The 24,257-nt window shown below is 34.5% G+C and carries 20 protein-coding genes and 1 pseudogene; 11 read left to right on the top strand and 10 right to left on the bottom strand.

What is annotated here, in order from left to right:
- Positions 1–14: 14 nt before the first annotated feature.
- Positions 15–632, bottom strand: a complete 618-nt coding sequence (locus Dongsha4_RS04505; protein WP_330204541.1) for an NADH-quinone oxidoreductase subunit J — start codon at positions 630–632, stop codon at positions 15–17.
- A gap of 49 nt (positions 633–681) precedes the next feature.
- Positions 682–1,257 (bottom strand): NAD(P)H-quinone oxidoreductase subunit I, encoded by a 576-nt coding sequence (gene ndhI / locus Dongsha4_RS04500; RefSeq protein WP_330204540.1) that lies wholly within the window; start codon positions 1,255–1,257, stop codon positions 682–684.
- A gap of 474 nt (positions 1,258–1,731) precedes the next feature.
- Here ndhI and hemH point away from each other — a divergent pair, with 474 nt between their 5' ends.
- Both hemH and Dongsha4_RS04490 read left to right on the top strand, forming a co-directional pair.
- A complete protein-coding gene (gene hemH, locus Dongsha4_RS04495; protein ID WP_330204539.1) occupies positions 1,732–2,895 on the top strand; it encodes a ferrochelatase in 1,164 nt (387 codons plus the stop codon).
- A gap of 85 nt (positions 2,896–2,980) precedes the next feature.
- Positions 2,981–3,385, top strand: a complete 405-nt coding sequence (locus tag Dongsha4_RS04490; protein ID WP_330204538.1) for a Rieske (2Fe-2S) protein — start codon at positions 2,981–2,983, stop codon at positions 3,383–3,385.
- A gap of 3 nt (positions 3,386–3,388) precedes the next feature.
- Here the strand turns inward: Dongsha4_RS04490 and Dongsha4_RS04485 are convergent, their stop codons facing one another.
- On the bottom strand, positions 3,389–3,790 hold the full coding sequence (locus Dongsha4_RS04485) for a hypothetical protein (protein WP_330204537.1): 402 nt from the start codon (positions 3,788–3,790) through the stop codon (positions 3,389–3,391).
- A gap of 114 nt (positions 3,791–3,904) precedes the next feature.
- Here Dongsha4_RS04485 and Dongsha4_RS04480 point away from each other — a divergent pair, with 114 nt between their 5' ends.
- From Dongsha4_RS04480 to hypD, 5 genes and pseudogenes are all read left to right on the top strand, one after another.
- Positions 3,905–4,672 carry a DUF6816 family protein gene (locus Dongsha4_RS04480; protein WP_330204536.1) on the top strand — a complete coding sequence of 256 codons (768 nt, stop codon included), beginning with the start codon at positions 3,905–3,907 and terminating at the stop codon, positions 4,670–4,672.
- 180 nt (positions 4,673–4,852) lie between these two features.
- A pseudogene (locus Dongsha4_RS04475) lies at positions 4,853–4,984 on the top strand (Txe/YoeB family addiction module toxin); the annotation flags it as partial.
- 49 nt (positions 4,985–5,033) lie between these two features.
- The gene (locus Dongsha4_RS04470; protein ID WP_330204535.1) at positions 5,034–5,621 is read left to right on the top strand and encodes a nucleoside triphosphate pyrophosphatase; all 588 of its coding nucleotides are present in this window, start codon (positions 5,034–5,036) and stop codon (positions 5,619–5,621) included.
- A 24-nt stretch (positions 5,622–5,645) separates the two neighbouring features.
- The gene (locus Dongsha4_RS04465; RefSeq protein ID WP_330204534.1) at positions 5,646–5,864 is read left to right on the top strand and encodes a hypothetical protein; all 219 of its coding nucleotides are present in this window, start codon (positions 5,646–5,648) and stop codon (positions 5,862–5,864) included.
- 182 nt (positions 5,865–6,046) lie between these two features.
- On the top strand, positions 6,047–7,141 hold the full coding sequence (hypD, locus tag Dongsha4_RS04460) for a hydrogenase formation protein HypD (protein ID WP_330204533.1): 1,095 nt from the start codon (positions 6,047–6,049) through the stop codon (positions 7,139–7,141).
- Between the two features lie 741 nt (positions 7,142–7,882).
- Here the strand turns inward: hypD and Dongsha4_RS04455 are convergent.
- On the bottom strand, positions 7,883–9,310 hold the full coding sequence (locus Dongsha4_RS04455) for an NADP-dependent isocitrate dehydrogenase (RefSeq protein WP_330204532.1): 1,428 nt from the start codon (positions 9,308–9,310) through the stop codon (positions 7,883–7,885).
- Positions 9,311–9,593: 283 nt separating this feature from the next.
- Between Dongsha4_RS04455 and Dongsha4_RS04450 the strand changes: the two genes are divergently transcribed.
- The 3 genes from Dongsha4_RS04450 (at position 9,594) to Dongsha4_RS04440 (ending at position 17,454) form a co-directional block, all read left to right on the top strand.
- A complete protein-coding gene (locus Dongsha4_RS04450; RefSeq protein ID WP_330204531.1) occupies positions 9,594–11,264 on the top strand; it encodes a ShlB/FhaC/HecB family hemolysin secretion/activation protein in 1,671 nt (556 codons plus the stop codon).
- 200 nt (positions 11,265–11,464) lie between these two features.
- Positions 11,465–12,517 (top strand): tetratricopeptide repeat protein, encoded by a 1,053-nt coding sequence (locus Dongsha4_RS04445; RefSeq protein ID WP_330204530.1) that lies wholly within the window; start codon positions 11,465–11,467, stop codon positions 12,515–12,517.
- 56 nt (positions 12,518–12,573) lie between these two features.
- The gene (locus Dongsha4_RS04440) at positions 12,574–17,454 is read left to right on the top strand and encodes a CHAT domain-containing protein (protein WP_330204529.1); all 4,881 of its coding nucleotides are present in this window, start codon (positions 12,574–12,576) and stop codon (positions 17,452–17,454) included.
- Positions 17,455–17,658: 204 nt separating this feature from the next.
- Here the strand turns inward: Dongsha4_RS04440 and pyk are convergent, their stop codons facing one another.
- The 3 genes from pyk to Dongsha4_RS04425 all read right to left on the bottom strand — a co-directional run bounded on the left by pyk (position 17,659) and on the right by Dongsha4_RS04425 (position 21,793).
- A complete protein-coding gene (gene pyk / locus Dongsha4_RS04435) occupies positions 17,659–19,476 on the bottom strand; it encodes a pyruvate kinase (RefSeq protein ID WP_330204528.1) in 1,818 nt (605 codons plus the stop codon).
- A gap of 202 nt (positions 19,477–19,678) precedes the next feature.
- Positions 19,679–20,779 carry a hypothetical protein gene (locus Dongsha4_RS04430; RefSeq protein WP_330204527.1) on the bottom strand — a complete coding sequence of 367 codons (1,101 nt, stop codon included), beginning with the start codon at positions 20,777–20,779 and terminating at the stop codon, positions 19,679–19,681.
- A 33-nt stretch (positions 20,780–20,812) separates the two neighbouring features.
- Positions 20,813–21,793 carry a hypothetical protein gene (locus Dongsha4_RS04425; protein ID WP_330204526.1) on the bottom strand — a complete coding sequence of 327 codons (981 nt, stop codon included), beginning with the start codon at positions 21,791–21,793 and terminating at the stop codon, positions 20,813–20,815.
- Positions 21,794–21,893: 100 nt separating this feature from the next.
- Between Dongsha4_RS04425 and Dongsha4_RS04420 the strand changes: the two genes are divergently transcribed.
- On the top strand, positions 21,894–22,235 hold the full coding sequence (locus tag Dongsha4_RS04420) for a helix-turn-helix transcriptional regulator (protein ID WP_330204525.1): 342 nt from the start codon (positions 21,894–21,896) through the stop codon (positions 22,233–22,235).
- A gap of 258 nt (positions 22,236–22,493) precedes the next feature.
- Here the strand turns inward: Dongsha4_RS04420 and Dongsha4_RS04415 are convergent, their stop codons facing one another.
- The 3 genes from Dongsha4_RS04415 to hisA all read right to left on the bottom strand — a co-directional run bounded on the left by Dongsha4_RS04415 (position 22,494) and on the right by hisA (position 24,181).
- Positions 22,494–22,910 (bottom strand): KH domain-containing protein, encoded by a 417-nt coding sequence (locus Dongsha4_RS04415; protein ID WP_015218062.1) that lies wholly within the window; start codon positions 22,908–22,910, stop codon positions 22,494–22,496.
- On the bottom strand, positions 22,903–23,151 hold the full coding sequence (gene rpsP, locus Dongsha4_RS04410; protein ID WP_015218063.1) for a 30S ribosomal protein S16: 249 nt from the start codon (positions 23,149–23,151) through the stop codon (positions 22,903–22,905). The genes Dongsha4_RS04415 and rpsP overlap by 8 nt, the downstream gene beginning before the upstream one ends.
- A gap of 259 nt (positions 23,152–23,410) precedes the next feature.
- A complete protein-coding gene (gene hisA / locus Dongsha4_RS04405) occupies positions 23,411–24,181 on the bottom strand; it encodes a 1-(5-phosphoribosyl)-5-[(5-phosphoribosylamino)methylideneamino]imidazole-4-carboxamide isomerase (RefSeq protein WP_099436389.1) in 771 nt (256 codons plus the stop codon).
- Between the last annotated feature and the right edge of the window lie 76 nt (positions 24,182–24,257).

Genomic DNA, 24,257 nt, shown 5'->3' with positions numbered 1-24,257 from the left:
TTTTTATTTAAACATTAGTTATTGTCGTTATCATTACCCGTAGTAATTAATTCTCTGGGTTGTTCGGGTAAGGTGAGGGATGTGGTATAAATTTCACGGGTTTTTTGAGCTTCAGGAATTAAGTCTCTACGTGCTAAGATAATCGCCCCCACCATTGCCATTAATAATAAAACAGAGGCAATTTCAAAGGGTAATAAGTAATCACTGAAAAAATGTTTGCCAATAGCAACAATGGTATTTTCTACTACCGCAGGGGAGGTTTCTGATAATTGCCATGGAGTAGCTAAAACCATAGTGCCTAATAAGGCAAATAAGCCCACACAAACTAAAGCAGTAGATACTTGACGAATCAATCTACCTCTGACTTGTTGATAGACTTCGGTTTTGTTAACCAACATAATGGCAAATAGAATAAGGACATTTATTGCCCCAACATAAATAAGAATTTGAGCGGCGGCAACAAAATCAGCATTAAGAAGAATATAAAGCCCTGATATGCTTAAAAATACTCCTCCTAAAAGAAAAGCAGAGTAAACAATATTTTCAAATAAAACAACTCCTAAAGCTCCGCCAATCATTAGAAGAGATAAGATAACAAAAGCAACAAATTGGACACTTTGCGCGATTTCCACGATTTAATTTACCTTTTTAATAAAATTTTTCACAAGTTATAGTATAAGTTTATTGTTCGATTAAATCTTCGGGATGCTTTCCTGCCCTTGGACTATTTTTAGGTAAGTCATGGGGAGATAAGACTCCTTTGGGAAGATACCCTAATTCTTTTAATGGTGTTACCATGGGATCTTGAGTCACTTTAGTTGGTAAACGTCCGAGAGCTACGCTATCATAGTTTAACTCGTGGCGATCGTAACTTGCTAATTCATATTCTTCTGTCATAGATAAGCAGTTGGTGGGACAGTATTCCACACAGTTACCACAAAAAATACAAACCCCAAAATCAATACTGTAGTGTTTTAATTCTTTTTTCTTGACGGCTTTGTTAAATTCCCAGTCCACTACGGGTAAATTAATAGGACAAACTCGAACACACACCTCACAGGCGATACATTTATCAAATTCAAAGTGAATTCTACCTCTAAATCTTTCAGAGGGAATCAATTTTTCATAGGGATATTGTACTGTTACAGGTCTGCGTTTCATGTGATCGAAAGTAACGGCAAATCCTTGTCCAATATACTTAGCCGCTTCCACGCTTCCTTTGGCGTAATCTGTAACTTGTTTGAGAAATTTAAACATAGATCTTGATATGACTGCCAACAAATTTTATTTTATCTTATCAGGAGAAGTCTATTAGTAGATAATTAAGAGGTATTGCTGATTTGATGTATAAATAATTCCGATGCTCGGTTTTAATTTAGTAAAGGGCAACGGGCAAAGGTAATTAACAATTAATAAAAACACCTGAAACCTGCAACCTGCCACCTGCAACCTGACACTTCTTTCCTAAACCCTAACTCCTAACCCACAAAGGTTTTTACATTTCGTAACTGAATATTGACAATTTATTGCAATAAAGAATTATACTTAAAGTTAGATTTCAAAATAAATATTCATATTGTTAAGATAAATTATTAAAATCTTTAACAAAAACTAATATATCATCATCAATAAGTGTCTTTTAGGGGCAGTTTGTACATTTTGATTCTAAATTAGCAATCATAAATTGTTACACTTAGTAAAGAAAATTTAAGTATAATCATTATAAAAATCATGGGTCGTACAGGAGTATTATTATTAAATTTAGGTGGTCCAGAAAAACTAGAGGATGTACGTCCTTTTTTATATAATCTATTTTCTGATCCTGAAATCATCCGTTTGCCTTTTCCTTGGTTACAAAAACCTCTTGCTTGGTTAATTTCTACTCTACGCAGTAAGAAATCGGAGGAAAACTATTTAGAAATTGGTGGTGGTTCACCTTTATTACAAATAACCGAGGCTCAAGCTCAGGCTTTACAGTCTAAGTTATCTGGGCAGGGGTCTGATATTCAAGTATATGTGGGAATGCGTTATTGGCATCCTTTCACCGAGGAGGCGATCGCACGTATTAAGGAGGATGGCATTGAAAAGCTGGTTATTTTACCTTTATATCCCCAATTTTCCATTAGCACCAGTGGCTCTAGTTTTAGGGTGTTGGAAGAAATGTGGAAAACAGATCCTCAATTACAAAAAATAGAATATACTTTAATTCCTTCTTGGTATAATCACCCTGACTATTTATCAGCAATGGCGGATTTGATTAAACAAGAGTTACAACAGTTTGAACAACCAGAGAAAGTACATATTTTCTTTAGCGCCCATGGTGTACCAAAAACCTATGTTACTGAAGCAGGTGATCCTTATCAAGTGGAAATTGAAGAATGTACTCAATTAATCATGAAAACCTTGAATACAGGTAATCCTTATATTCTTGCTTATCAGAGTAAAGTTGGACCTGTGGAATGGTTGAAACCTTATACAGAGGATGCGTTGGAGGAATTGGGGGCGAAAAATATTAAAGATTTATTAGTTGTGCCTATCAGCTTTGTTTCTGAGCATATTGAGACTTTACAAGAAATTGACTTAGAGTATCGGGAAGTAGCGGAGGAGGTTGGTATTAGTAACTTTAAGCGAGTTCCTGCTTTGAATACTCATCCGATGTTTATTGATGCTTTAACTAATTTAACCACTTCTGCTTTAGAAGAAAACCCTCTAAGGTTTGATCAAGTTACCCATCCTAAGAAGAATATGAAGATGTATCCCCAAGAAAAATGGGAATGGGGTTTAACTACTGTTGCTGAAGTTTGGAATGGACGTTTAGCTATGGTAGGTTTTTTGGCACTTTTAATTGAGTTAATTAGTGGTCATGGACCTTTACATTTAGTGGGCTTGTTATAATTTTTATAATGAGTAATAAGTAATATGATTTTATGAGTAATTAAGATAAAGTTTAGGACTAATATTATCCGTTAGGAGTTAGTAATTGAAAAGACGCAATTTATTTAGTTTAACTATTTTATCCTTCTTTTTTACTATTTTTACACCCATTTTTAATAAGATTTACGCTCAAGAAACTAATAGTAGTTTTTATGAATTAGGTTCTTTAAGTGACTTAGAGAAAAATGGTTTTTTACTGAATGAAGATTTAGAAATAGGTGCTGTTTTAGTAATTTTAAAAGAGGATAATTCTTTAATTGCGATCGAGCCTACTTGTACTCATATGGGTTGTTTAGTAGAGTGGAATAAACAGGAAAATCTTTTTATTTGTCCCTGCCATAATTCTAAATTTCAAGAAGATGGCAAGGTGGTGGAGGGGTTAGCCATTTCTGATTTGCCCATTTATCAAGTAAAGGTAGAAAATAATACTGTTTTTGTTGCTAACCAATAATTACTAACTGTTTTCTATTCGTTTTTCAATATCTTCAAAAGTTTTTAATAACAATTTTTGGGCTTGTAATTTCCAACCATATTGTTGAATTTTAATAGCAATGGGAATTGCGATCGCAGGTGCAAGAAAATCTAAATATTGTTGAGAAGAAATACCCAATAATAAACCTAATCCACCGATACCCCAAAAAGGCAGAGCGAAGGATTGACGCTCATTTTCAATTTTTTTTGCCCAAAATCCTTGGGGCATTTTATCTAGCAATTCTTGTTTGAGTTTTTGTTGTTCTTGAAAATTTAAAGCGATTCCTATTTTACGGCGTAATTTTTCTATTTTTCTCGCATCTGTACTATACTCAGTTAATTGATCCTCTGCCATAGCAATCAGATTTTCTAAAGTTAAAACCATAAATATAGAGCCTAATGATTATTATTTATAATGTTTATAATTTTAGTTTTTTATCACAAAATTAAGCATAAAATCAATCAAAAATTAATAATTAGTAATCGGAAATTATTATTAATGTTGAAAAAATTTATTTATTTGCTTATCGTCATTATCTCTATTCTGGTTACAAACATCAATCCTATTTTCGCCCTTTCTTTGGAAGATAGAATTAATCAATATCCGTCATGGCAACAGAAAATTTTATTATCAAAACCTGAAAAAGATTTAATTTTTCCTGATTGGTTTGAGGGAAAATGGGAAGTTACAAGTATTTTAAAAGAACAAATTGCCCCTTTAGCACCTAAATTTCAAACACCGGGTTTTAAGCAAAATAATGACTATATAGATAAAAAAATACAGTTTTCAGTTAAGTTTATTGAGAGTAGTTTTTATCCTCAACAAGATAATTTTGTACCACAAAAAGTTAATAAACAAACCATTATCATAGCGGATCGTCAATTTAATAGTTTATCTATTGCACAAGCCTATTTAGGAATAGATAATGTGGAAAAAGTAGTGATAAATCCTAATAATACAACGGAGCAAATTACTAAGTTTAGAGGAGAAAATGAACTAATTTCAACGGTTATTGGTAGGCAACAAGAGACTATTGCCGAGAAAGATTTTATTACCAGTGAAGTAACAAGGCAATTTTTTCGCCGTCCTAATAGTGTGTATTTAAACTTAGTAGAAACAACAACTAAGTATCATTTAATTAACTCAAATTTGATTAAAGCAAAGCAATTTACTGCTGTTTACTTATCACCTCAAGACCCCGATTATTTTTTAGCTTTTGATCAACCTGTGGCTTTATATTACTATACACTAGAGTTAAAAAAATAGACTCTTTTGTTTTCTTTTACTTCAAATGTGAATAATATTTTGATGAAAACTTAGGGCTTTCTACTGATATTTTCGGTAAAGGAATTTCCTATAATCAAGCATATAAGTACATAAACGGTAAACTAAAAATCAAATTAGTCTCTAATTCCTTTTTAGAAGACGGTTGGCATGATTATTTATATTGGCAAACCTGAACCGTTAAAGTTTGATTTTAGCGGATTATGGTCAAGACGTATTAATCAAGAGCATCGCTTAATTTATCAAGTCTTAGACGATGAGGTTATTATTATTCAATGTCGTTATCATTATTAGTTAAGACTTACAATGAAAATATATTGAAATATATTCTAAATCAATTTTTATGACACCTAAATTTGTCCTTGCTTCTGCTTCTCCTGCAAGACTAAAGTTATTACGCATGATAGGTATTGAACCTATAGTTCATAAAAGCGACTATGATGAATCGTTGATTAATCTACCTCAACCAACAGATTTAGTAAATACTTTGGCTATGAAAAAAGCGGAGGTAGTTGCCCAAAACTATCATGATTCTCTTATATTGGGTTGTGATTCCTTACTCTTAGTGGATGGTGAAATTTATGGTAAACCTGAAGATGAAGAAGTTGCGATCGCACGTTGGCAATATATGAGTGGTAAAATGGGGAGGCTTTATACTGGTCATGGATTAATAGATACTATCAATAACCGTCAAATTGTTAAATGTGGTATTACAGATGTTTACTTTGCTCCTGTCACCGATGAACAAATTAGAGCCTATGTAGCCACTGGTGAGCCTTTAAAATGTGCTGGTTGTTTTGCCTTAGAAGGAAAAGGGGGAGTGTTTATCGAAAAAATAGAAGGTTGTCACAGTAATGTTATTGGTTTGAGTCTTCCTTTATTAAGGAAAATGTTGGCAGAATTAAGTTATGAAATTAGTTATTTTTGGTAATTTTCTCTCAAAATAGAGGCTTATATGGATAAAGATAGTCGTTTCGCTTTTTTAGTAATTGGTTTACCTTTTATCGGTTTAATTTATTGTTTAGGTATTATTGCTTTTTTTCTGGTGTCGCCCATCGCCCAAAATCATCCTTTAATAACAGGTATTATAGCCGCCACTGTTCCATTTTCGATCGCAGCTTTCATTTGGATTAAGGCATCAGCAAAGGCATATAGTAAAAAATCAAAAGGATAAAATTAATGTGGATAAAATAATTAAGTATAAGTCAATTTGCACTTAAGTTGTCTAGTTAAAACAGGGAATGGGCAATAGGTAAACTTTGGAGTTATTTTCAAAAACTAAGAAAAAATATAAGTTAAATACGTCTTAGTTTATTAGCTTAGTAAGTAATAAATAAAATAATCAGATAATGTGAGATGAAATTTGTTGACGAATATCGAGATTCAACGGTAGTAAAACATTATGCTCAAAGAATTAGGGAAATTACGACTAAATCTTGGCAAATTATGGAAATTTGTGGTGGTCAAACCCATTCTATTTTGAAATACGGCTTAGATCAACTATTACCTTCTGAAATCTCTTTAATACATGGACCTGGATGTCCTGTTTGTGTCACCGATATTGAGAAAATAGACAAAGCAGGTGCGATCGCATCTTTACCTAATGTGATATTATGTTCTTTTGGGGATATGTTAAGAGTCCCCGGTAGTAAAGAAGATTTACTGAGTATTAAAGCAAAAGGGGCAGATATTCGCATCGTTTACTCTCCCCTTGACTGTATCAAAATTGCCGAAGAAAACCCCAATAAAGAAGTAATATTTTTTGCTGTGGGATTTGAAACCACCGCCCCCACTACCGCCATGACTGTATATCAAGCCGACAAAAAGCAATTAAATAACTTTTCCCTCTTAGTCTCTCATGTTTTAGTGCCTCCTGCTATGGAAGCAATTTTATCCTCTCCTCAATGTCAAGTACAAGGTTTTTTAGCGGCAGGCCATGTTTGTACTGTTATGGGTTTTCATCAATATGAAACTATTTCTAAACAATATCAAATACCTATTATCGTTACTGGTTTTGAACCTGCTGATATTTTACAAGGAATTTATTTGTGTGTTCAACAACTAGAAAAAAAGCAAAATAAAGTAGAAAATCAGTATAGTAGATGTGTAAAAAAAGAAGGAAATAAAGAAGCTCAAAAAATTATTAACCAAGTATTTGAAATCACAAATTATCAATGGCGTGGCATAGGAAAAATAGATAACAGTGGCTTTAAATTAAGAGAAAAATATACCATGTTTGATGCAGAGATAAAATTTAATCATGTTTCCATAACCACATCGAATGTTGATAATAACTGCATTAGTGGGCAAATCTTACAAGGAATCAAAAAACCTCATCAGTGTCAAGCCTTTGGAAATAAATGCACTCCTGAAAATCCACTAGGTGCGCCGATGGTATCTTCTGAAGGTGCTTGTGCCGCTTATTATCGTTATCACCTGAGTTCGATCTAAATATGAGATTAGATAGGGGCTTGGCTTGTTAGGGGATTACTTGAGTTCGGAGAGTTCGGAGAGTTCGCACCCCTGGCTCATGCACTCTCTTCGGTCGTGAATGGAGTTAAACCTTAGATGTATTGATAAAAATTATAGATAAATTTATTTTACATCTTTTTTTCTAAGTTTAATCGTTTTTCTCGGTACAAAAAGAGTTAATAATCCCTCTCAATGCCTTACTCCCCAAAGTTTTTCACATCAAACTCAGGTGGGTTAGGGAATTGGAGAAATAGTTTTCCTTTATCCTAGCTCTTAACTCCGAACTCAAATTACTGCCTCTTTTCTCAGGGCTGTTTCAAAGTAGAAATACAAAAACGCTAAAACTATTGCCAGTAAAAGAATATAGGGTTTTAGAGCTTTGAGGATTAAGAAGTAGTTAAAAATGTTGAGATTATCAATTTATAACCATAAACCATTAAAAACTATTGCCCATTGCAAGAGTGCCTATTCCCTACCTGAGTTCGATGAAAAAAGTATCGAAAAATAAAGCGCCCTCGAGTTATCATCGAGCCAATTTTGGAATAAAAAATTATTAAATTTAGGAAAAACTCATTTAAAATCAATTTATTCAGCTTTTTTGTCAATAATTATTACTTTTAACTCCGAATTCCGAACTCCGAACTCAGGTATTCCCTGCCTTAACCAGAAAATTTTAGAATGAAACAGCCCTGCCCCTTTTCTTTTGTCCTTTGCTCTAAACTAATTATCAAAGTTATCAATAATAGCTTGAGCAAATTCTGAACATTTTAACGGTGGTTCTACGGGAGGAGTCATCATTCTTGCTAAATCGTAGGTAACTTGACGAGATGCGATCGCACGACTGATACCATTACGAATTAAATCGGCGGCCTCTTGCCATCCCATAAACTCTAACATCATTACCCCAGAAAGAATAACCGAACCGGGGTTGATGCGATCGAGTCCTGCGTGTTTCGGGGCTGTTCCATGGGTAGCCTCAAAAATAGCACAGTTGTCCCCGATATTAGCACCAGGTCCCATACCTAAACCACCTACAATGGCGGCGGCGGCATCAGAGAGATAATCACCGTTTAAGTTCATGGTGGCTAAAATGGAATATTCGTCAGGGCGAGTTTGAATCTGTTGGAAGATACTATCAGCGATGCGATCGTTTACCATGATTTTATCTTGCCATTGCCCATTACCATGACTATCCCAAATTGCATTTAAAACGGATTCCACTTCATTTTTAATTGTATTCTGTTTCTCAGAGGTGAGAGAATCGTAACCCGGTTCAATTTGACGAGCATTATCTTCTATGGAAATATCGGGATTAGCTTCCTTATTACTTAAAATCCAAGACTCTCTTTCAGTGACACATTCAGCCCGAAATTCAGTAGTTGCTAACTCATAACCCCAATCACGAAAAGCCCCTTCTGTATATTTCATGATATTACCTTTGTGAACTAAAGTCACCATTTGCTTCTGTTTTGGTAATCTAAGGGCATTTTGAATGGCACGACGCACCAACCGTTGAGAACCTTTTTTAGAAATGGGCTTGATACCGATACCTGCATCGAGAGGAATTTGCTTATTTTTAAACTCAGGAGTGGCAGGAATTAATTCTTCATTGAGGAGAGAAATTAGCTTTGTACCTACTTCTGAGCCTTGTTTCCATTCAATGCCAAGATAAATATCTTCAGTATTTTCCCGATAGACTATGACATCTAATTTTTCAGGACTTTTATGGGGAGATGGTGTACCTTCATAGTAACGACAAGGACGAACACAAGCATAAAGATCAAAAATTTGTCTTAAAGCCACATTTAAAGAGCGAATTCCTCCACCAACAGGAGTGGTTAAAGGACCTTTTATCGCAATACCATATTCTCTAATAGCAGTTAAAGTATCTTCAGGGAGGTATTGATAAGTACCATACTTTTCACAAGCCTCATCCCCCGCATAAATTTTAAACCAATTTATTTTACGTTTGCCACCATAAGCCTTTTCTACTGCGGCGTTAATCACTTTTTCTGTAGCAGGCCAAATATCAACACCTGTACCATCTCCTCTGATGAAGGGAATAATAGGATCATCGGGTACAATAGGTTGTCCATTATCAAATTTTATTTTACTTCCAGCTTCAGGGGGAGTTAATTTTTCAAACATATTCAATTAATTTACAGTCTATTTTTTTTACAACTATATAATGGTACGGCAAAACTATTCTTTAAGGGGGTAAATGTACGAAGAAGTTAATGGATTTTTTTTGATGAGTGAAGCTAAAAGAAAAACAGATATATTTTGAGCGAAATCAAATACTATAACTATAGAAATACTAAATTAGTCGTAAAACTATATTCCCTCTAACCCATTAATAAAGTGGAATTAAAGGAAAGTTATACACGAATTATTTAGGTTTGCAATATGTCCAAAAATTATTGACTCCATAATGAAACCTTTTTTGATAATCAACCCTATGTTGGTTAAGCAGGGTGTTTTAGTGGCTACTTTCGTTTTATATCCTTTATCTTGTTACGGTGGGGAAAAAGAACCATTTTTTCAATTTTCTGATAGAGAAGTTTTTCAAGTTTCTAGTCTCGATGATTCTTTGTCTTTGGAAGAAGGAATAATTATTAGAAAATTCAATTTTATCGGTAATACTGCTTTTAGTAATCATCAATTAGCGGAAATTGTCAAACCTTTTACCCAGAGAAAAATTACTTTTACCGAACTTTTAGAGGTAGAAAAGATAATTACTAATTTATATACAGAAAATGGTTATATTAATTCTGGAGCGATTATTAATGCAGGACAAAAGTTTAATCCCCGACAAGCAGTAATTACGGTGGAAATTATCGAAGGTAGCATTTCTGACATAAAGGTTGAAGGTTTAAAAAGACTTAGAACAGACTATATTAAAAATCGTCTGCAAATTGCCACAGCAACTCCTTTTAATGTTAATAGATTATATGAAGCCTTACAGGTTTTACAACTTGATACTTTAATTGCCAATGTTTCTGCGGAATTGGTTGCGGGGGTAGTTCCTCAAGAAAGTATTTTATTAGTTAATGTTACTGAAAGTGATTCTTTTAGTTTTATGCCTATCTTTAATAATGGGCGTAGTTCAAGTGTGGGTAGTTTTAGGAGAGGGGTGAGGATTAAAGAGGATAATTTATTCGGTTTTGGAGATGCGATCGATATTTCCTATTTTAATACTGATGGGAGCAATACTTTTAATGGTAGTTATAGTATTCCAGTAAATAGTTATAACGGAAAGATAGAATTTGCTGGGGGTTTTAATGATACTAGAATAATTCAAAAACCTTTTGATGTCTTAAATATTACTGGAAATTCTGAATATTATGAAATTAGTTTTTATCAGCCCATAATGGAAAAACCAACCCAAGAATTTGGTTTAGGAGTTACTTTCAGTAAGGAATCTAGTCGTAGTTTTTTAGATGGTGAGCCATTTCCTTTTTCTTTAGGGGCAGATATTAAAGGCAATACCGAAGTGAGTGCCATTCGTTTTTTTCAAAATTGGACTATCAGACAGCCCCAAGATGTGTTTAACTTGAGGTCAGAATTTAGTTTGGGTATAGAGGCTTTTGGGGCGACAATTAATGAAGAATTGCCCGATAGTCGTTTTTTATCATGGCGTAGTCAGTTGCAGTATGTCAGACAATTAGCACCAGATAGCTTATTTATTTTTCAAACAGATTTACAACTAGCTAATGATAATTTAGTTACCTTAGAGCAGTTTTATCTTGGAGGTTTATACAGTGTTAGAGGTTATCCTCAAGATATTCGAGTGACGGATAATGGTTTATTGCTAACTACAGAGGCATGGTTTCCCGTTTTGCGAGTGAAAGATATTTGGCAAAATCAAGATGGTGTTTTACAAATTATTCCTTTTTTCGATTTTGGGGTTGGTTGGAATGTGGGCAAAATTCCTAATCCTTCTCCTAACACCCTTATGGGAGTTGGTTTAGGACTTCAATGGCAGATGGGAAATAATTTTAATGCTCGTATTGACTATGGAATCCCTCTTATTTATATTGATGTGGAAAAAAACTCTTTGAATGATGAGGGTATTTATTTCAATATAAACGCTAACTTTTAAATGATTGCGATTTTACTCTTTAAATCCAGATTTTTGATTCAAAATCCGAGATAATTATCAAGTTTTTATTAATTTATTAATGAATATTAACTAAATACATAATTATAAAAAAATAGGTTTTTAAGACAACAAAAAAAATTTCTTTGCTATAAGATAATAGTTATTAACCAATCTAAATTTAATGGTTTTCAATGTCAATTATGGATAGTTATAAATCGATTAATCATGATTATCTTGTTTCTCGAATAATTTTAAGCACTTTGTTAGGGTCAACTATTTTTTCTTTGGGTAACTTGAATGTAGAAGCGAAAAATAGTATTACTGTATATGATGAAAATAAAGAGCAAATTGACCATTTAAGCAAGAATTTAATCAGTCTTGAGAATACAAATAATTCTATTCAATATCGTAAAGGGGGAAGTAACTCTAATATTCCTTATATCATCACTCCTCGTTACACTTTAATTTCTGATAACACTCCAACTCTACATTGGAATGAAGTTGAAGGAGCAAGTAGTTATTTGGTGAAAATTCAAGGGGGAGATATTAACTGGCAACAGGAAGTTAAGGATACTACTGTTGTTTACTCTGGAGCGGAAATGCTCAAAAGTGGTACAGACTATTTTGTTTCTGTGGAAGCTGATACGGGGGTATCTTCTTTGGATGATAGTGGTGCAAAATTAGGTTTTCGCTTAATTACCTCTGAACAATCAAAGTCTTTACAAGATGCGATCGCACTTATTCAAACATCAAATCTTAGTCAAGAAGAAAAAGGGATTAAACTAGCCGAAAAATACCATCAATTAGACTTAAATGCAGATGCGATCGCAATTTTAGAACAATTAAAAGCTGAAGGTAGTAAATCCGCTCAAGTGTATCGTCTTCTTGGTGACACCTATGCTAAAACGGGTTTAAACTTATTAGCAGAAGAAAATTATCTTACCGCCATTGAACTAGAGTCTGCTAATAATAATTTGGAAAGTGTAACAGAAATACAAGCCTCTCTCGTGGGAGTAAAAATAATGTTGGGCAAATTAGAGGAAGCCAAAGAGTTAAATCAACAAGCCCAAGCAGGATATAGTAAATTGGGCAATGTCGATAAAGGGCAAGAATTAAACCGCACTCTCACAGCTTTAACTCAAGGCAATAGCGAAAATCCCATTCGCACTCGTGGTAGTAGTCAACAGACTAATTCGGCTCAAAATCAAATCGATCAAGTTGTCACCCCTAATTTCGGGAATAACTGGCCTTAAACCATCTAAGTTTTGCTCAAGTTAACAACTTAGCTTATTACTAAGCACTTATCCTAATGTATAAACACCGTCACTGTTACTGGATTATATTTTCGGGGAGATTATGGCTAAATTCTCTTGCTATTGCAGGATTAACGGCATTGCTAACTTCAAATCAAATTGATGCTCAAGTAATACCCGATCGCACTCTTGGTAAGGAAAATTCCATCGTCACCCCGAATCTTACTATTAATGGGATTCCCAGTGAGCGCATAGACGGCGGTGCTATTAGGAATACAAACCTATTTCATAGTTTTCAAGAATTTAATATTGGCAACGGTAGAGGGGTTTACTTTAACAATCCTGCTGGTATAGAAAATATTTTTACCAGAATCACAGGGCAAAATGTATCAAAAATACTAGGAACTTTGGGAGTATTAGGTAACGGTAATCTTTTTCTGCTCAATCCTAACGGTATTATATTTGGTCCTAATGCCACACTGGACTTAAAAGGTTCATTTATCGGTAGCACTGCTGATAGTGTTGTTTTTGGAAATGGGGTGAAATTTAGTGCCACAAATCCTGAAAATATACCCTTACTCACCATTGGCATTCCCATTGGATTGGAATTTCGTGCCAACTCTGGAGAAATTTCTGTTCAAGGAGAAGGAAGTAACTTGTTTTTAGATTTTTCCAACGGTTCTATAGTACCAGATCAACGAAATGCAGGACTTGAAGTATCCACAGGCAAAACCCTTGGCTTATTAGGCTCAAAAATAAATATTACGGGAGGTAACTTAACCGCAGACTCAGGTACGATCGAACTTTGGTCAGTAATTGACGGTAATTTAAGACTTACTTTTAATGGTCAATCCCTAAGAGTTAATAGTAATGGTGTTTCTCAATATGGAGACATTGAGCTGATAAATAACGCCTCTGTTTACCTAAGCGGAGCAAGTTCAGGGGGGATTAATGTCAATAGTCAAAATTTAACATTAAAAGATGGTTCTTCTTTTGTCACTCTAACTACTGGACAAACAAAAGGGGAAGATTTGAATTTTAAGATTGCTGATTCTGTTTTATTAACTGGCTCATCTCCAAATCAATTACCCAGTGGCTTCTATACCCAAACTTTTGGTGCTGGTAGTGCAGGAAATTTAACCCTTGAAACGGGAAGCCTAACCCTCGGAGGTGCTTTAATTTCTGCAAGTACTTTTGGCAAGGGGAATGCGGGACAATTACGGATATTAGCCAGAGATTCGATTAACTTAATTGATGATGGTTTTGATATTACTTTTATCCTCGCTGACTCCGAATCATCAGGTAACGGTGGCAACGTTTTCATTGGAACAAAAAACTTAACCCTAGTAAATGGAGCTCAAATATCAGTAAGTGCTTTTGGTAGTGGCAACAGTGGAAAACTAGATGTTGAAGCCTCAGACACCATTCAAATTATCGGAGAAGGACAAGCATTTCCTTCTGGATTATTTGCCCAAGCCAGTCGTACAGGTAATGGAGGAGATTTAACCGTTAAAACAGGGCGTTTACTCATTCAAGATGGGGGTTTAATTTCCGTTGGCACTCAAGGCAGTGGTAAGGGCGGACAATTAACCATTGATGCTTCTGAGTCTGTGGAATTAACTGGGACAAGAATTATTGGTGCTGGTTCTCGTTTAATTTCTGGTACGGTGGGGACTGGAAATAGCGGAAATATTATTGTTAACACCAGAGATTTAAGAATTTTAAATGGTGCGGAAATTTCTGTCAGTAGCGTTTTTGGTACATTTGTAGGGCAAGGAACACCGGGAAACTTACAAATCAATGCTAATTCTATTTTTCTCAACAATCAGGGACAAATTACCGCAGAAAGTGGTTCAGGAGAAGGAGGTAATATTAGCTTACAAGCGAAAGAAAGAATAGAATTGCGTAACAATAGTCAGATTTCTGCCACCGCAGGTACAGAAGGAGGAGGGGGAAACGGGGGAAACATTTTTATCGATTCTCCTTTTATTATTGCTCCTCCCAATGGAGATAGTGATATTACCGCTAATGCTTTTGAGGGGCAAGGGGGAAATATTATTGTTAATAGTCAGGGGATTTTTGGCATTAAATTTAGAGAAAATCAAACTCCCAAAAGTGACATTACTGCTAGTTCTCAATTTGGACGCTCTGGAAATGTGGAAATCAGTACTCCTAATGTTAATCCTAGTCAGGGTTTAGTGGAATTAGTAAAAAATCCTGTCAATCCTGCTGATTTAGTCAAAGTGAATGCTTGTAGTAAAGGGCAAGAAAGCGAATTTATCATTACGGGGCGTGGTGGTTTGCCTCCTAATCCTGCATCAATTTTAAGCGGTGATTTACTATTGCCAGACTTTGGTATAGCAAATAATTCTCTAGCTCAACAAACTAAAGTTACTTCTGTTGCTTCTAAAACACCCGCTCAAGGATGGCGAATGGTGGGAGAAAATGAGATGGTTTTAACTGGCAATACTCCCAGTAATGATTTAATTGAAAAAGGAGTCAGCTATTATGAAAATGGTCAGTTTCAAGAAGCTATTACAAAGTGGCAAGAAGCCTTAAAAGAATTGGAGGAAGATAGTTTAACTCAGTCTATTATTTTCAATAATATTGCGATCGCACTTACACAATTAGGAGAATGGGAAAAAGCAGAGGAAACAGTTAAAACCAGTAAAGAAATTCTAAATAATATATCTAATAACAGTTCATTAAAACAGTCTATACAGGCTCAATTTTTTAATAATCTAGCCATCATAGAATTAGCCAGAGGTGACGGATTAGAAGCCCTAAAATACTGGCAATTTGCCACTCAAATTTATGAGCAAATAGGAGATCAAAAAGGAGTTATTCGTAGTTTAATTAATCAAAGTTTAGCCTTAAAATATCTAGGTTTAAATCTCCAAGCCAAAGAGTTATTACAAGAAATTAATAAAAATCTGGAACAAATTTCAGATCCTTTGTTAAAGGTTGCTGGAGGAAAAAATTATGGAGATGTTTTGCGTTTACTGGGCGATTTTTCTCAGTCAGAAAAGGTGTTAGAAAAAAGTCTTGTGATCGCGCAGCACCTCAGCTTTGCTGAGATCGCACAAGAAAACTTATTACCTAATTATGTCAATCAAATTCAACTAAGTTTAGGAAATACTTATTTTGCCCAAAATAACACCACTAAAGCCCTTGAATATTATCAAGAAACAGATACTAATAGTCCTTTTTTAAATTTAGATATTCAAAGTCAACTCAATAAATTAAAACTTTTAATACAACGGAGAAGATTATTTTCTTTGAAAAACTTACTCCCAGAAATCTATAATCAAATTAATAATTTACCTCCTAGTAATACCAGTATTTATGCACAAATTAACTTTGTTAATAGCCTTGATAATCTAGCTAAAATAACTTCTGAATATCAAGATTTTGATAAAATTTTAATCTTAGAAAATGCGTTAAAACAAGCCCGACAAATAGGAGATAAAAGAGCAGAAGCCTATGTTTTAACTTACCTTGGGGAGCAATATGAACAGCAAAAACAATGGACACAAGCAGAAAATATAACCAAATCTGCACTTATTATTATTGGACAAATTCAAGGAGATGATATAGCCTATTTAGCTCAATGGCAATTAGCAAGAATACTCAAAGCCAAAGGAGATAAACAAGGAGCAATAACTGCTTATAATCTAGCTTTTGATACTCTAAAAGATTTGCGCAATGATTTAGTAACCGTTAATCAAGAAGTACAATTTTCTTTTAGGGAAAGTGTTGAACCTATTTACAGAGAGTTAGTCGCTTTATTATTAGAGGGGGATATTTCCCAAAACAATTTAATTCAAGCTAGAGAGATTATGGAGTCTTTACAATTAGCTGAATTGGATAATTTCTTTCAAGACACCTGCTCTACTACAAAACCCGTCCAAATTGATCAAATTGATCCTACCACTGCGGTTATTTATCCTATCATACTGCGCGATCGCCTCGATGTCATTGTGTCCTTACCCTCACAACCTTTGATTCATTACTCAACCCCTTTAAATCAAGATAAAGTAAGACAAATAGCCACCAATTTACAAAAAGCCTTATATGTAGATCCTATTCAAACTGGTCGTATTACAAATAGCTATCAAGAAGATGCTCAAATCTTATATCAATCCTTAATTCAACCCATAGAAACCAAACTGCAATCTAATCAAATTAAAAATATTACTTTTGTCTTAGATGGTATATTAAGAAATATTCCCATGGCAATCCTCTACGATGGGGAAAAATTCTTGCTTGAAAAATATTCGATCGCACTTACTCCTGGATTACAACTTTTAGATCCTCAACCCTTTAAACGAACCCAATTAAGAGCTTTAACCGCAGGTTTAACCGAAGCTCGTCAAAATTTTACAGCCCTTCCCAACGTCAAAATAGAATTGACAGAAATCGAAAATGAAATAAACTCCAAAATTCTCCTCAATCAAGAATTTACCAAGAATAATTTAGAAACACTAATTCAAAATAATAATTTCCCCATCCTTCATTTTGCAACTCATGGTCAATTTAGCTCTAATATCGAAGACACATTTATCCTAACTTGGGATGAATCCATAAATACAAAAGAATTAGATCGTATTTTAAGTCAAGACTTTGCTTCTAACTCATCACCCTTAGAATTATTAGTTTTAAGTGCCTGTCAAACCGCTACAGGAGACGAAAGAGCGGCATTAGGTTTAGCCGGAATTGCCGTTAGGGCAGGGGCTAGAAGCACTCTGGCAACCTTATGGCTAGTGGATGATAGAGCAACTACTCAACTGATGGTTAGATTTTATCAGGAGTTAGCTCGAACAGAGGTAACAAAAGCAGAAGCCTTACGCCAAGCACAATTATCTTTATTAAAAGACGGTAAACATGAACATCCCTTCTTTTGGGCTCCATTTGTTTTAGTGGGTAATTGGCTGTAATAAAAAGGGCAAGGGGTAAACCTCTTTGTGTCTCCCCTAAAAAAATCCCCCTTTATCTCCTTTCTCGAGAGGGGAGGACAAAAGTGTTTAATTAACTTCTCACCAATCGCTGAAACCTCTTTCCTAAGCTCATTCACGACAGAAGCGAGTGCATGAGAAAAATCCTCAAACTCCCAACCCTTCACACTTTATTCATTACTTTCTCTAACTATCAACGTCACTTTCATTATCTGTACCTAGGTAAACAAGTCCTTGTTCAATTTTAAGGGTGACAAAACTAGCATCTCTAATTAATGTAGTTGCGTCTTTAACTCCAACAATGACGGGAATCCCTAAACGCATACCAATTTGAGCGGCGTGCGATCGCACCCCTGTTTCTTCGGTGACAATGGCAGAGGCAAGACGCATAAAGTCCACATATTGGTTATCGGTACTTTTTGTTACTAATATATCTCCTGCCTGAAAATTACTAGCTTGAGTAATATCATGGACAACTTTTGCTCTACCTGTAATAGAGCCTTGTCCAATGCCTATTCCTGCCTCTAACAATCCCTTAACAATTTCCACTTTGATTAAATCCGTTGATCCAGAAACCCCCTGCAATGTACCAGCAGTCATCACCACTAAGTTACCATCTTGCAATAAGCCTTTTTCTCTAGCAACATTAATAGCCGCTTGAAATACTTGTCTTAAACCGGGTAAATCCAAAAGTAATAAGGGTTTAACCCCCCAAACTAACTGTAATTGACGGGAAACATTGACATGGGGAGTAATAGCGAAAATGGGAGTTTGAGGGCGGAATTTAGAAACGTTACGGGCAGTTGCACCACTTTTTGTTAAGGTCATAATTGCTGAAGCGTTTAACTGTTGTGCAATTTGACCTACAGCACCGGCGATCGCAGTCGGAATGTTATGGTTATGACTAAAAGACTCTGAGTAATTCAGGAAAGAAGCAAAACTACTACCTTCGGCTGATTCTGCCAACATTTTACCCCTTTCGTTTTCAATTCTGGTGGCGATTTTTGCCATAGTTGCCACCGCTTGAACCGGATAATCTCCCACGGCGGTTTCATTGGATAACATGACCGCATCTGTACCATCTAAAATGGCATTTGCTACGTCCGAAACCTCCGCACGGGTGGGGCTAGGACTTTTTACCATACTATCAAGCATTTGAGTTGCTGTAATAATAGGAATACCTAGACGGTTAGCAGTACGAATCAGGCGTTTTTGTAAAATTGGTACTTCTTCAGGAGGCAATTCTACCCCTAAATCTCCCCTAGCAACCATTACCCCATCACAGAGGGATAAAATTTCTTCCATTTGTTCGATCGCTTCATGCTTTTCAATCTTGGCAATTACAGGTGTTGACTTACCCGCATTGGCAATTAAATCCTTGATTTCTAAAACATCTTGAGGATTACGCACAAAACTTAAAGCAACCCAGTCCACCCGTTGATCTAAACCGAACATTAAATCAACTTTATCTTTGTCTGTCAATGCTTTTACGGAGAGACGTACATCTGGGAAATTCACCCCTTTATTGCTGGATAAAACACCCCCAACCACTACCTGACAATGAAGATCCTTTTTTTCTAAATCAATTTCCTTGACTTTCATTTCTACCCTACCGTCATCGAGGAGAATACGAGAGTTGATGGGTACTTCTTCTGCTAAATTTTCATAACTGATATAACCAATCTCCTGAGTACATTCTACATTCCTACTGGTTAAAATATAGCGATCGCCCTCTACCAATGTAATTGAACCACAATTAAACTTTCCCAAGCGAATTTTCGGTCCTTGTAAATCTTGTAAAATACCGATAGGCTTATTTAATTCATTTTCCGCCTGACGGATAAGGCGAATACTACGTTGATGATCATCATGAGTGCCATGAGAAAAATTTAAACGAAAAGTATTTGCACCTGCTAGAATCATTTTGCGCAGGGTTTCAGGATTAGCACAAGCAGGACCTACCGTTGCTACAATCTTAGTACGACGGGAAAATTTGTCAGACATTCCTATTCTTCTTCAACAATTTTGTGGTTGATATTATATCCTACTTTGACACCTGTCGCTTTAAATATCTTCATTCTAAATGAGTTCGGAATTAGGAAAGAGGTTGTAGGTTTCAGGTTTCAGGTTTCAGGTTTCAGTTGTTTTTTATTGTTAATTACTCTTGCCTTTTCTTCATTGCTAATTGCTAATTATTATGGTGAAATTATTTGCTTTTTTGTTGATTTTTTGCCTGTTCTAAAGCAACCTCTTTCATCGCTTCAAAGGAATTCCGATTAGATGTACCTTCAATAGCTTTTACTGCTAAATCTTGAACTTGTTTCAAAGCTGATTCTAACTGATGAGATAAGTTATTAATGCGGTTTTCATTATTATTAATTGTTGACTCTAAAGCCTGTATTCTTAATAAATAATTTTGGGTTTCTCCTTCAATTTCTTTCTGTCTTAAATCTGCTTTAACTTTAGCTTGATAAGTTCCGATTCCTTTTCCTTCTTCTTTTGCTTTCTTGATTTCTAAACTCAATTTTTCCTCAAATTCTTTTACTTTTTGTTTAGTTTCTTCATATTCTTTTTCCTTTTCAAAAATAGTTTTTTCTCTTTCTTCCCACACTTTTTCTTGTTGCTGTTTAGTTTCTTCTAATTCTTTATAGAGATTATTGATTTCTTGTTCATAGCTCTCTTGATTTAGTTGTCTTTCTAATTGCAAATTATAATAATATTCATCTTGTTCTCTTTGTTTATTGGTATTATAATTATCGTTACGAATTTTGATTTCTCGTTGTTTGTTTTCTTGTTCTTTTTGCCATTCTTTACTTAAATTTTCTAACTCTTGTCTTAAACTTTCTTCTCTTTGACTGTATTCTAAAATGAAGTTTTCTTCACTGGTTTTATAGTTATTAATTAACTCGTCTAATGTATTTTCTTCAATAGTTTCTAAATCGTGTAATTCTCTTAACTTGTCTGTTTCTCCTTCAATTTCTGTTTGCAATTTCTCCACCGTAGAAGCCTCTGTGATTAGTTGTTCTGAAAGTTGACTTACAGCCCCCCCAAAACTAACTTGTAATGTTTCTAAATTTTGGATTATTTGACTTATATTTGCATTGGATATATTCATAGGTTGTTCTTCATTTTCGCTAGAGTTTTTTTCCTGAATAGTAGCCATATTTTCAGTAGTTGGTGTTATATTTTCTGGAAAAGTAACAGTTTTTTCTGCTTTTATTTTTTGTTCTAACTCAGTTTTTTCTTTTTCTAATTCTTTATAGGCTGATAAGATTTCCGCTTTTGTATTTTTTGAATTAATCGCCATTTTTCTACTCCTAATTATTTTTATATTTATTGTTTAATTATTATTGGATTGAAAGGCTTTTAATGCTAAACTTTGAGCTTGATTTGTTGCATTTTGTAATTGAAGTGCGATCGCATCTATTTGTTGATTTTGTTGGGCAATTTTTGCCTCTAAAGATTGAATCTTAAACTCATAGCCTTGCTTCGTAGCTTCCCATTCTTTCTCTACTAAATTAGCTTTAACTTTTGCCTCTCTGTCAGCTTCTTGAATCGCTTCACTACGGGCTTTATTAACTTCTGTTTTAATTTGTTCTTCTAATTGGGCAATTTTTTCTTGATTAGCCTTAAATTCTTCCTCTTGACTAGCTAAAATATTTTCTCTTTCTTGCCATAGTTTATTCTTTTCTTTTCCTAGTAAATTTAATTCTCTTTCTTGATTCCTTTTTGTTTCTTCATATTCATCCATTTCTCGTTTTCGACTAATTTGTAAGTTATAGTTATAATCTGCTTCTTCTTTTGCTCTTGCTTCTTCTAATAAATTAGATTCTTCTGCTATTTTTATTTCAAATTCTGCTTGTTCTTTTTCCCAATTTTTTCTTAATTTTTCCTGTTGAATCTCAATTAATTTTTTACTTTCTTCAATCTGATTTTCTAATAATTTTAACTTCTCTTGATGTTCTTGTCTAAGAATATATAAACCATCAGCTACTAAGCGAATTTGTTTTAATTCTTCTAGTCTTTTAGCTTCAACAGTAATTGCTTTTTTTAGGTCAATTAATATATTAGATTCATTTTCTAATCTCGTGGCAATTTCTTTGGTTAAATTCCCAAAATCTAACTGTAAAGTTGCCATACTATTAACAATATTATTAACGGTATAATCCGCAACTTTGGTTAACAAAACCTTATTTTTTTCCTTCTCAATTGCTTCTTCTTTTGTCGTAATCTTGGCTTCTTGTTGCTGATATTGATTTAGTAACCGATGAAATGCCGACATTATTTGCACTTTTGTGGGCTGTAACTCTGCTTGACTCATAACCTTAAACTTGATTTTTTATTCAACATGATATTATGATGTTAACTAATGTTGAATTTTTAGTCAAGTAAAAGTTGAAAATTTTTTCAAATATTTAATTATGATAGAAGTAAAAACCTTTGGAGAGTTGATAAAACAAGCCAGAAAAGAAAAAAAGTATAGTCAAAGAGAGTTAGCCGATAAATTGGGAATAGACTTTACTTACCTCTCTAAATTGGAGAATGATAGAGGAAATCCACCAAAAGAAGATATTATTCGTCAATTAGCTCAATATTTAACCTTAGATGAAGATAAACTTATTTTTTTAGCTGGAAAAATTCCCTCTGAAGATGAGGAATTAATTAAACAACATTATAAAGATATGCCATTATTATTTAGACGGATGAGGGAAAATCCTGAGTTTGCCGCAAAAATTTTTCGTCAGGCAAGGGAAATAAATTAACGGCGTTGCTGATTTTAGATATGATTTTCCATTTAGATGGAGAATAGGCGTTTAGGGTGTTGGGGTATTGGGGGATTGAGGTGTTAGGGAGAGGTTTATTAAATTCTTTTACCTTTTGCCTCTTGTCCTGTGCATCGTTGCCCTTTGCCTTTTCTAATCAAAATACCTTTTAAGCAAATCCTAAATATAAATGCAAAACGCCACAAAAGCCCAACGGAATAAGCAATTGTAGCGTCATTTATTAGTTGAGTGTTTTTACTAAAATTGAGGTTTAATAGTGCGACGTCTTCTTCTCACTGGTTTTTTAGAATAAGCATCTCCTGATTCTTTGTTGGGAGAAGATGAAGTTATTGGAGGGCGAGAATTTCTACTTCTATTTCGCCCTTGTTCGTCATAAATTTCTAAGTATAAGGTATCCCCAACAATGTTTGCCGCAGTTTGTAAAACTGTTTTTACTGCCTGAATATTACGTCCACCTCTACCATATATTCTGCCCTTATCATTTTCTTCAAAAGCCAAACGAATCCAGACTCTTTTTGTACTAGGTACTAATTCGCAATCGAAATTTAACAATTCGGGAGATTCTAATAAAGGTTCAATTAAAAAACGCACTAAACCATCATAATCTGGTTTTGTTCCATCAGGAAGGGGAAAGTTTATGTCACTATTAAGCATTTACTTGTTCAAATACTTTTGCTTTTGTCAAAATACTGCGTACAGTTTCGGTTGGTTGAGCACCCTGTTTTAATCTGGTGACAATAGCAGGTACGTTTAATCTAGTTTCGTCATTTCTAGGATTGTAGAATCCTAATTCTTCTAACACTTTTCCATCACGGCGACTGGTACTATTCATCGCAACAATACGGTAACTTACTTCTCTTTTTTTTCCTAATCTTTTTAAACGTAATTTAACCATATTAACTTAATTAGTTTACAACTATATAACTTTAGTGAATATTTATTTAACCTATACTATGATACTGAAATTTATGCACGATTGCTAAATTATTTATTATAACCTCTGTTAGAGATAAAATCTATTCATAAGAAGGGGGTAAGGAGCAAAATTAAAAACACCTGACACATAAAACCAGATACAATGCAACTATAAGCGTTAAATATTGTTCAAACCCCCACAACTTGCCCTTAACTGATATTCTCAAACCGAACTTAGGTTAAACTAGGGTTGAGTTACCAATATCGGGGGGAATATCTTGTAATCTGCCATTGCCAATGGCTTGTATCGCTTCTTTTAAATCTAGTTTACCTGTATAGATTGCTTTTCCAACAATAACACCCCGAACACCTAAAGATTCTAAGGAAACTAAACTTAATAAATCTGTTAAAGAACTTATACCACCAGAGGCAATAACAGGAATGTCTGTTACTTGGGCTAATTGTTTTAAGGCTTCGATATTAGGACCTACTAATGTGCCATCTCTACTAATATCTGTATAAATTATGGCGGCGGCTTTGTCAGAAATTCTCTGGGCTAAATCAGTGGCTTCAACTGTTGATGTTTCTAACCATCCTTTTGTGGCTACTTTTCCATTACGAGCGTCAATACCTACTGCAATTTTATGAGGGAAAGTATTACACAATTCTTCTACCAATTCTGGTTTTTCCACTGCTACAGTGCCGACAATTGCCCTTTCTACTCCTAAATCGAACAAACGTTCTATGGAAGTGCGATCGCGCAGTCCTCCTCCTACTTGAATGGGGATATTAAGATTTTTAACGATAGTAGAAATAGCATCTAAATTGATGGTTGTTCCTTCTTTTGCTCCATCTAAATCTACTAGATGTAAACGAGTCGCCCCCAACGACTGCCACTGTAGGGCGATTTCTAAGGGATTTTCACTAAAAACTTGAGATTGTTCATAATCACCTTGATATAATCTAACGCAACGTCCAGCTAATAAATCAATAGCAGGTATAACTTCCATAACTTAATTTATAACTAATTTAAAGAAATTTTATTATACCAGTTGACAGGATGAGAAAATAGGTTTATACTGTTTA

The sequence above is a fragment of the Cyanobacterium sp. Dongsha4 genome (genome assembly GCF_036345015.1).
Taxonomy (GTDB): domain Bacteria; phylum Cyanobacteriota; class Cyanobacteriia; order Cyanobacteriales; family Cyanobacteriaceae; genus PCC-10605.
This window is presented reverse-complemented; position numbering and strand designations above follow the sequence as displayed.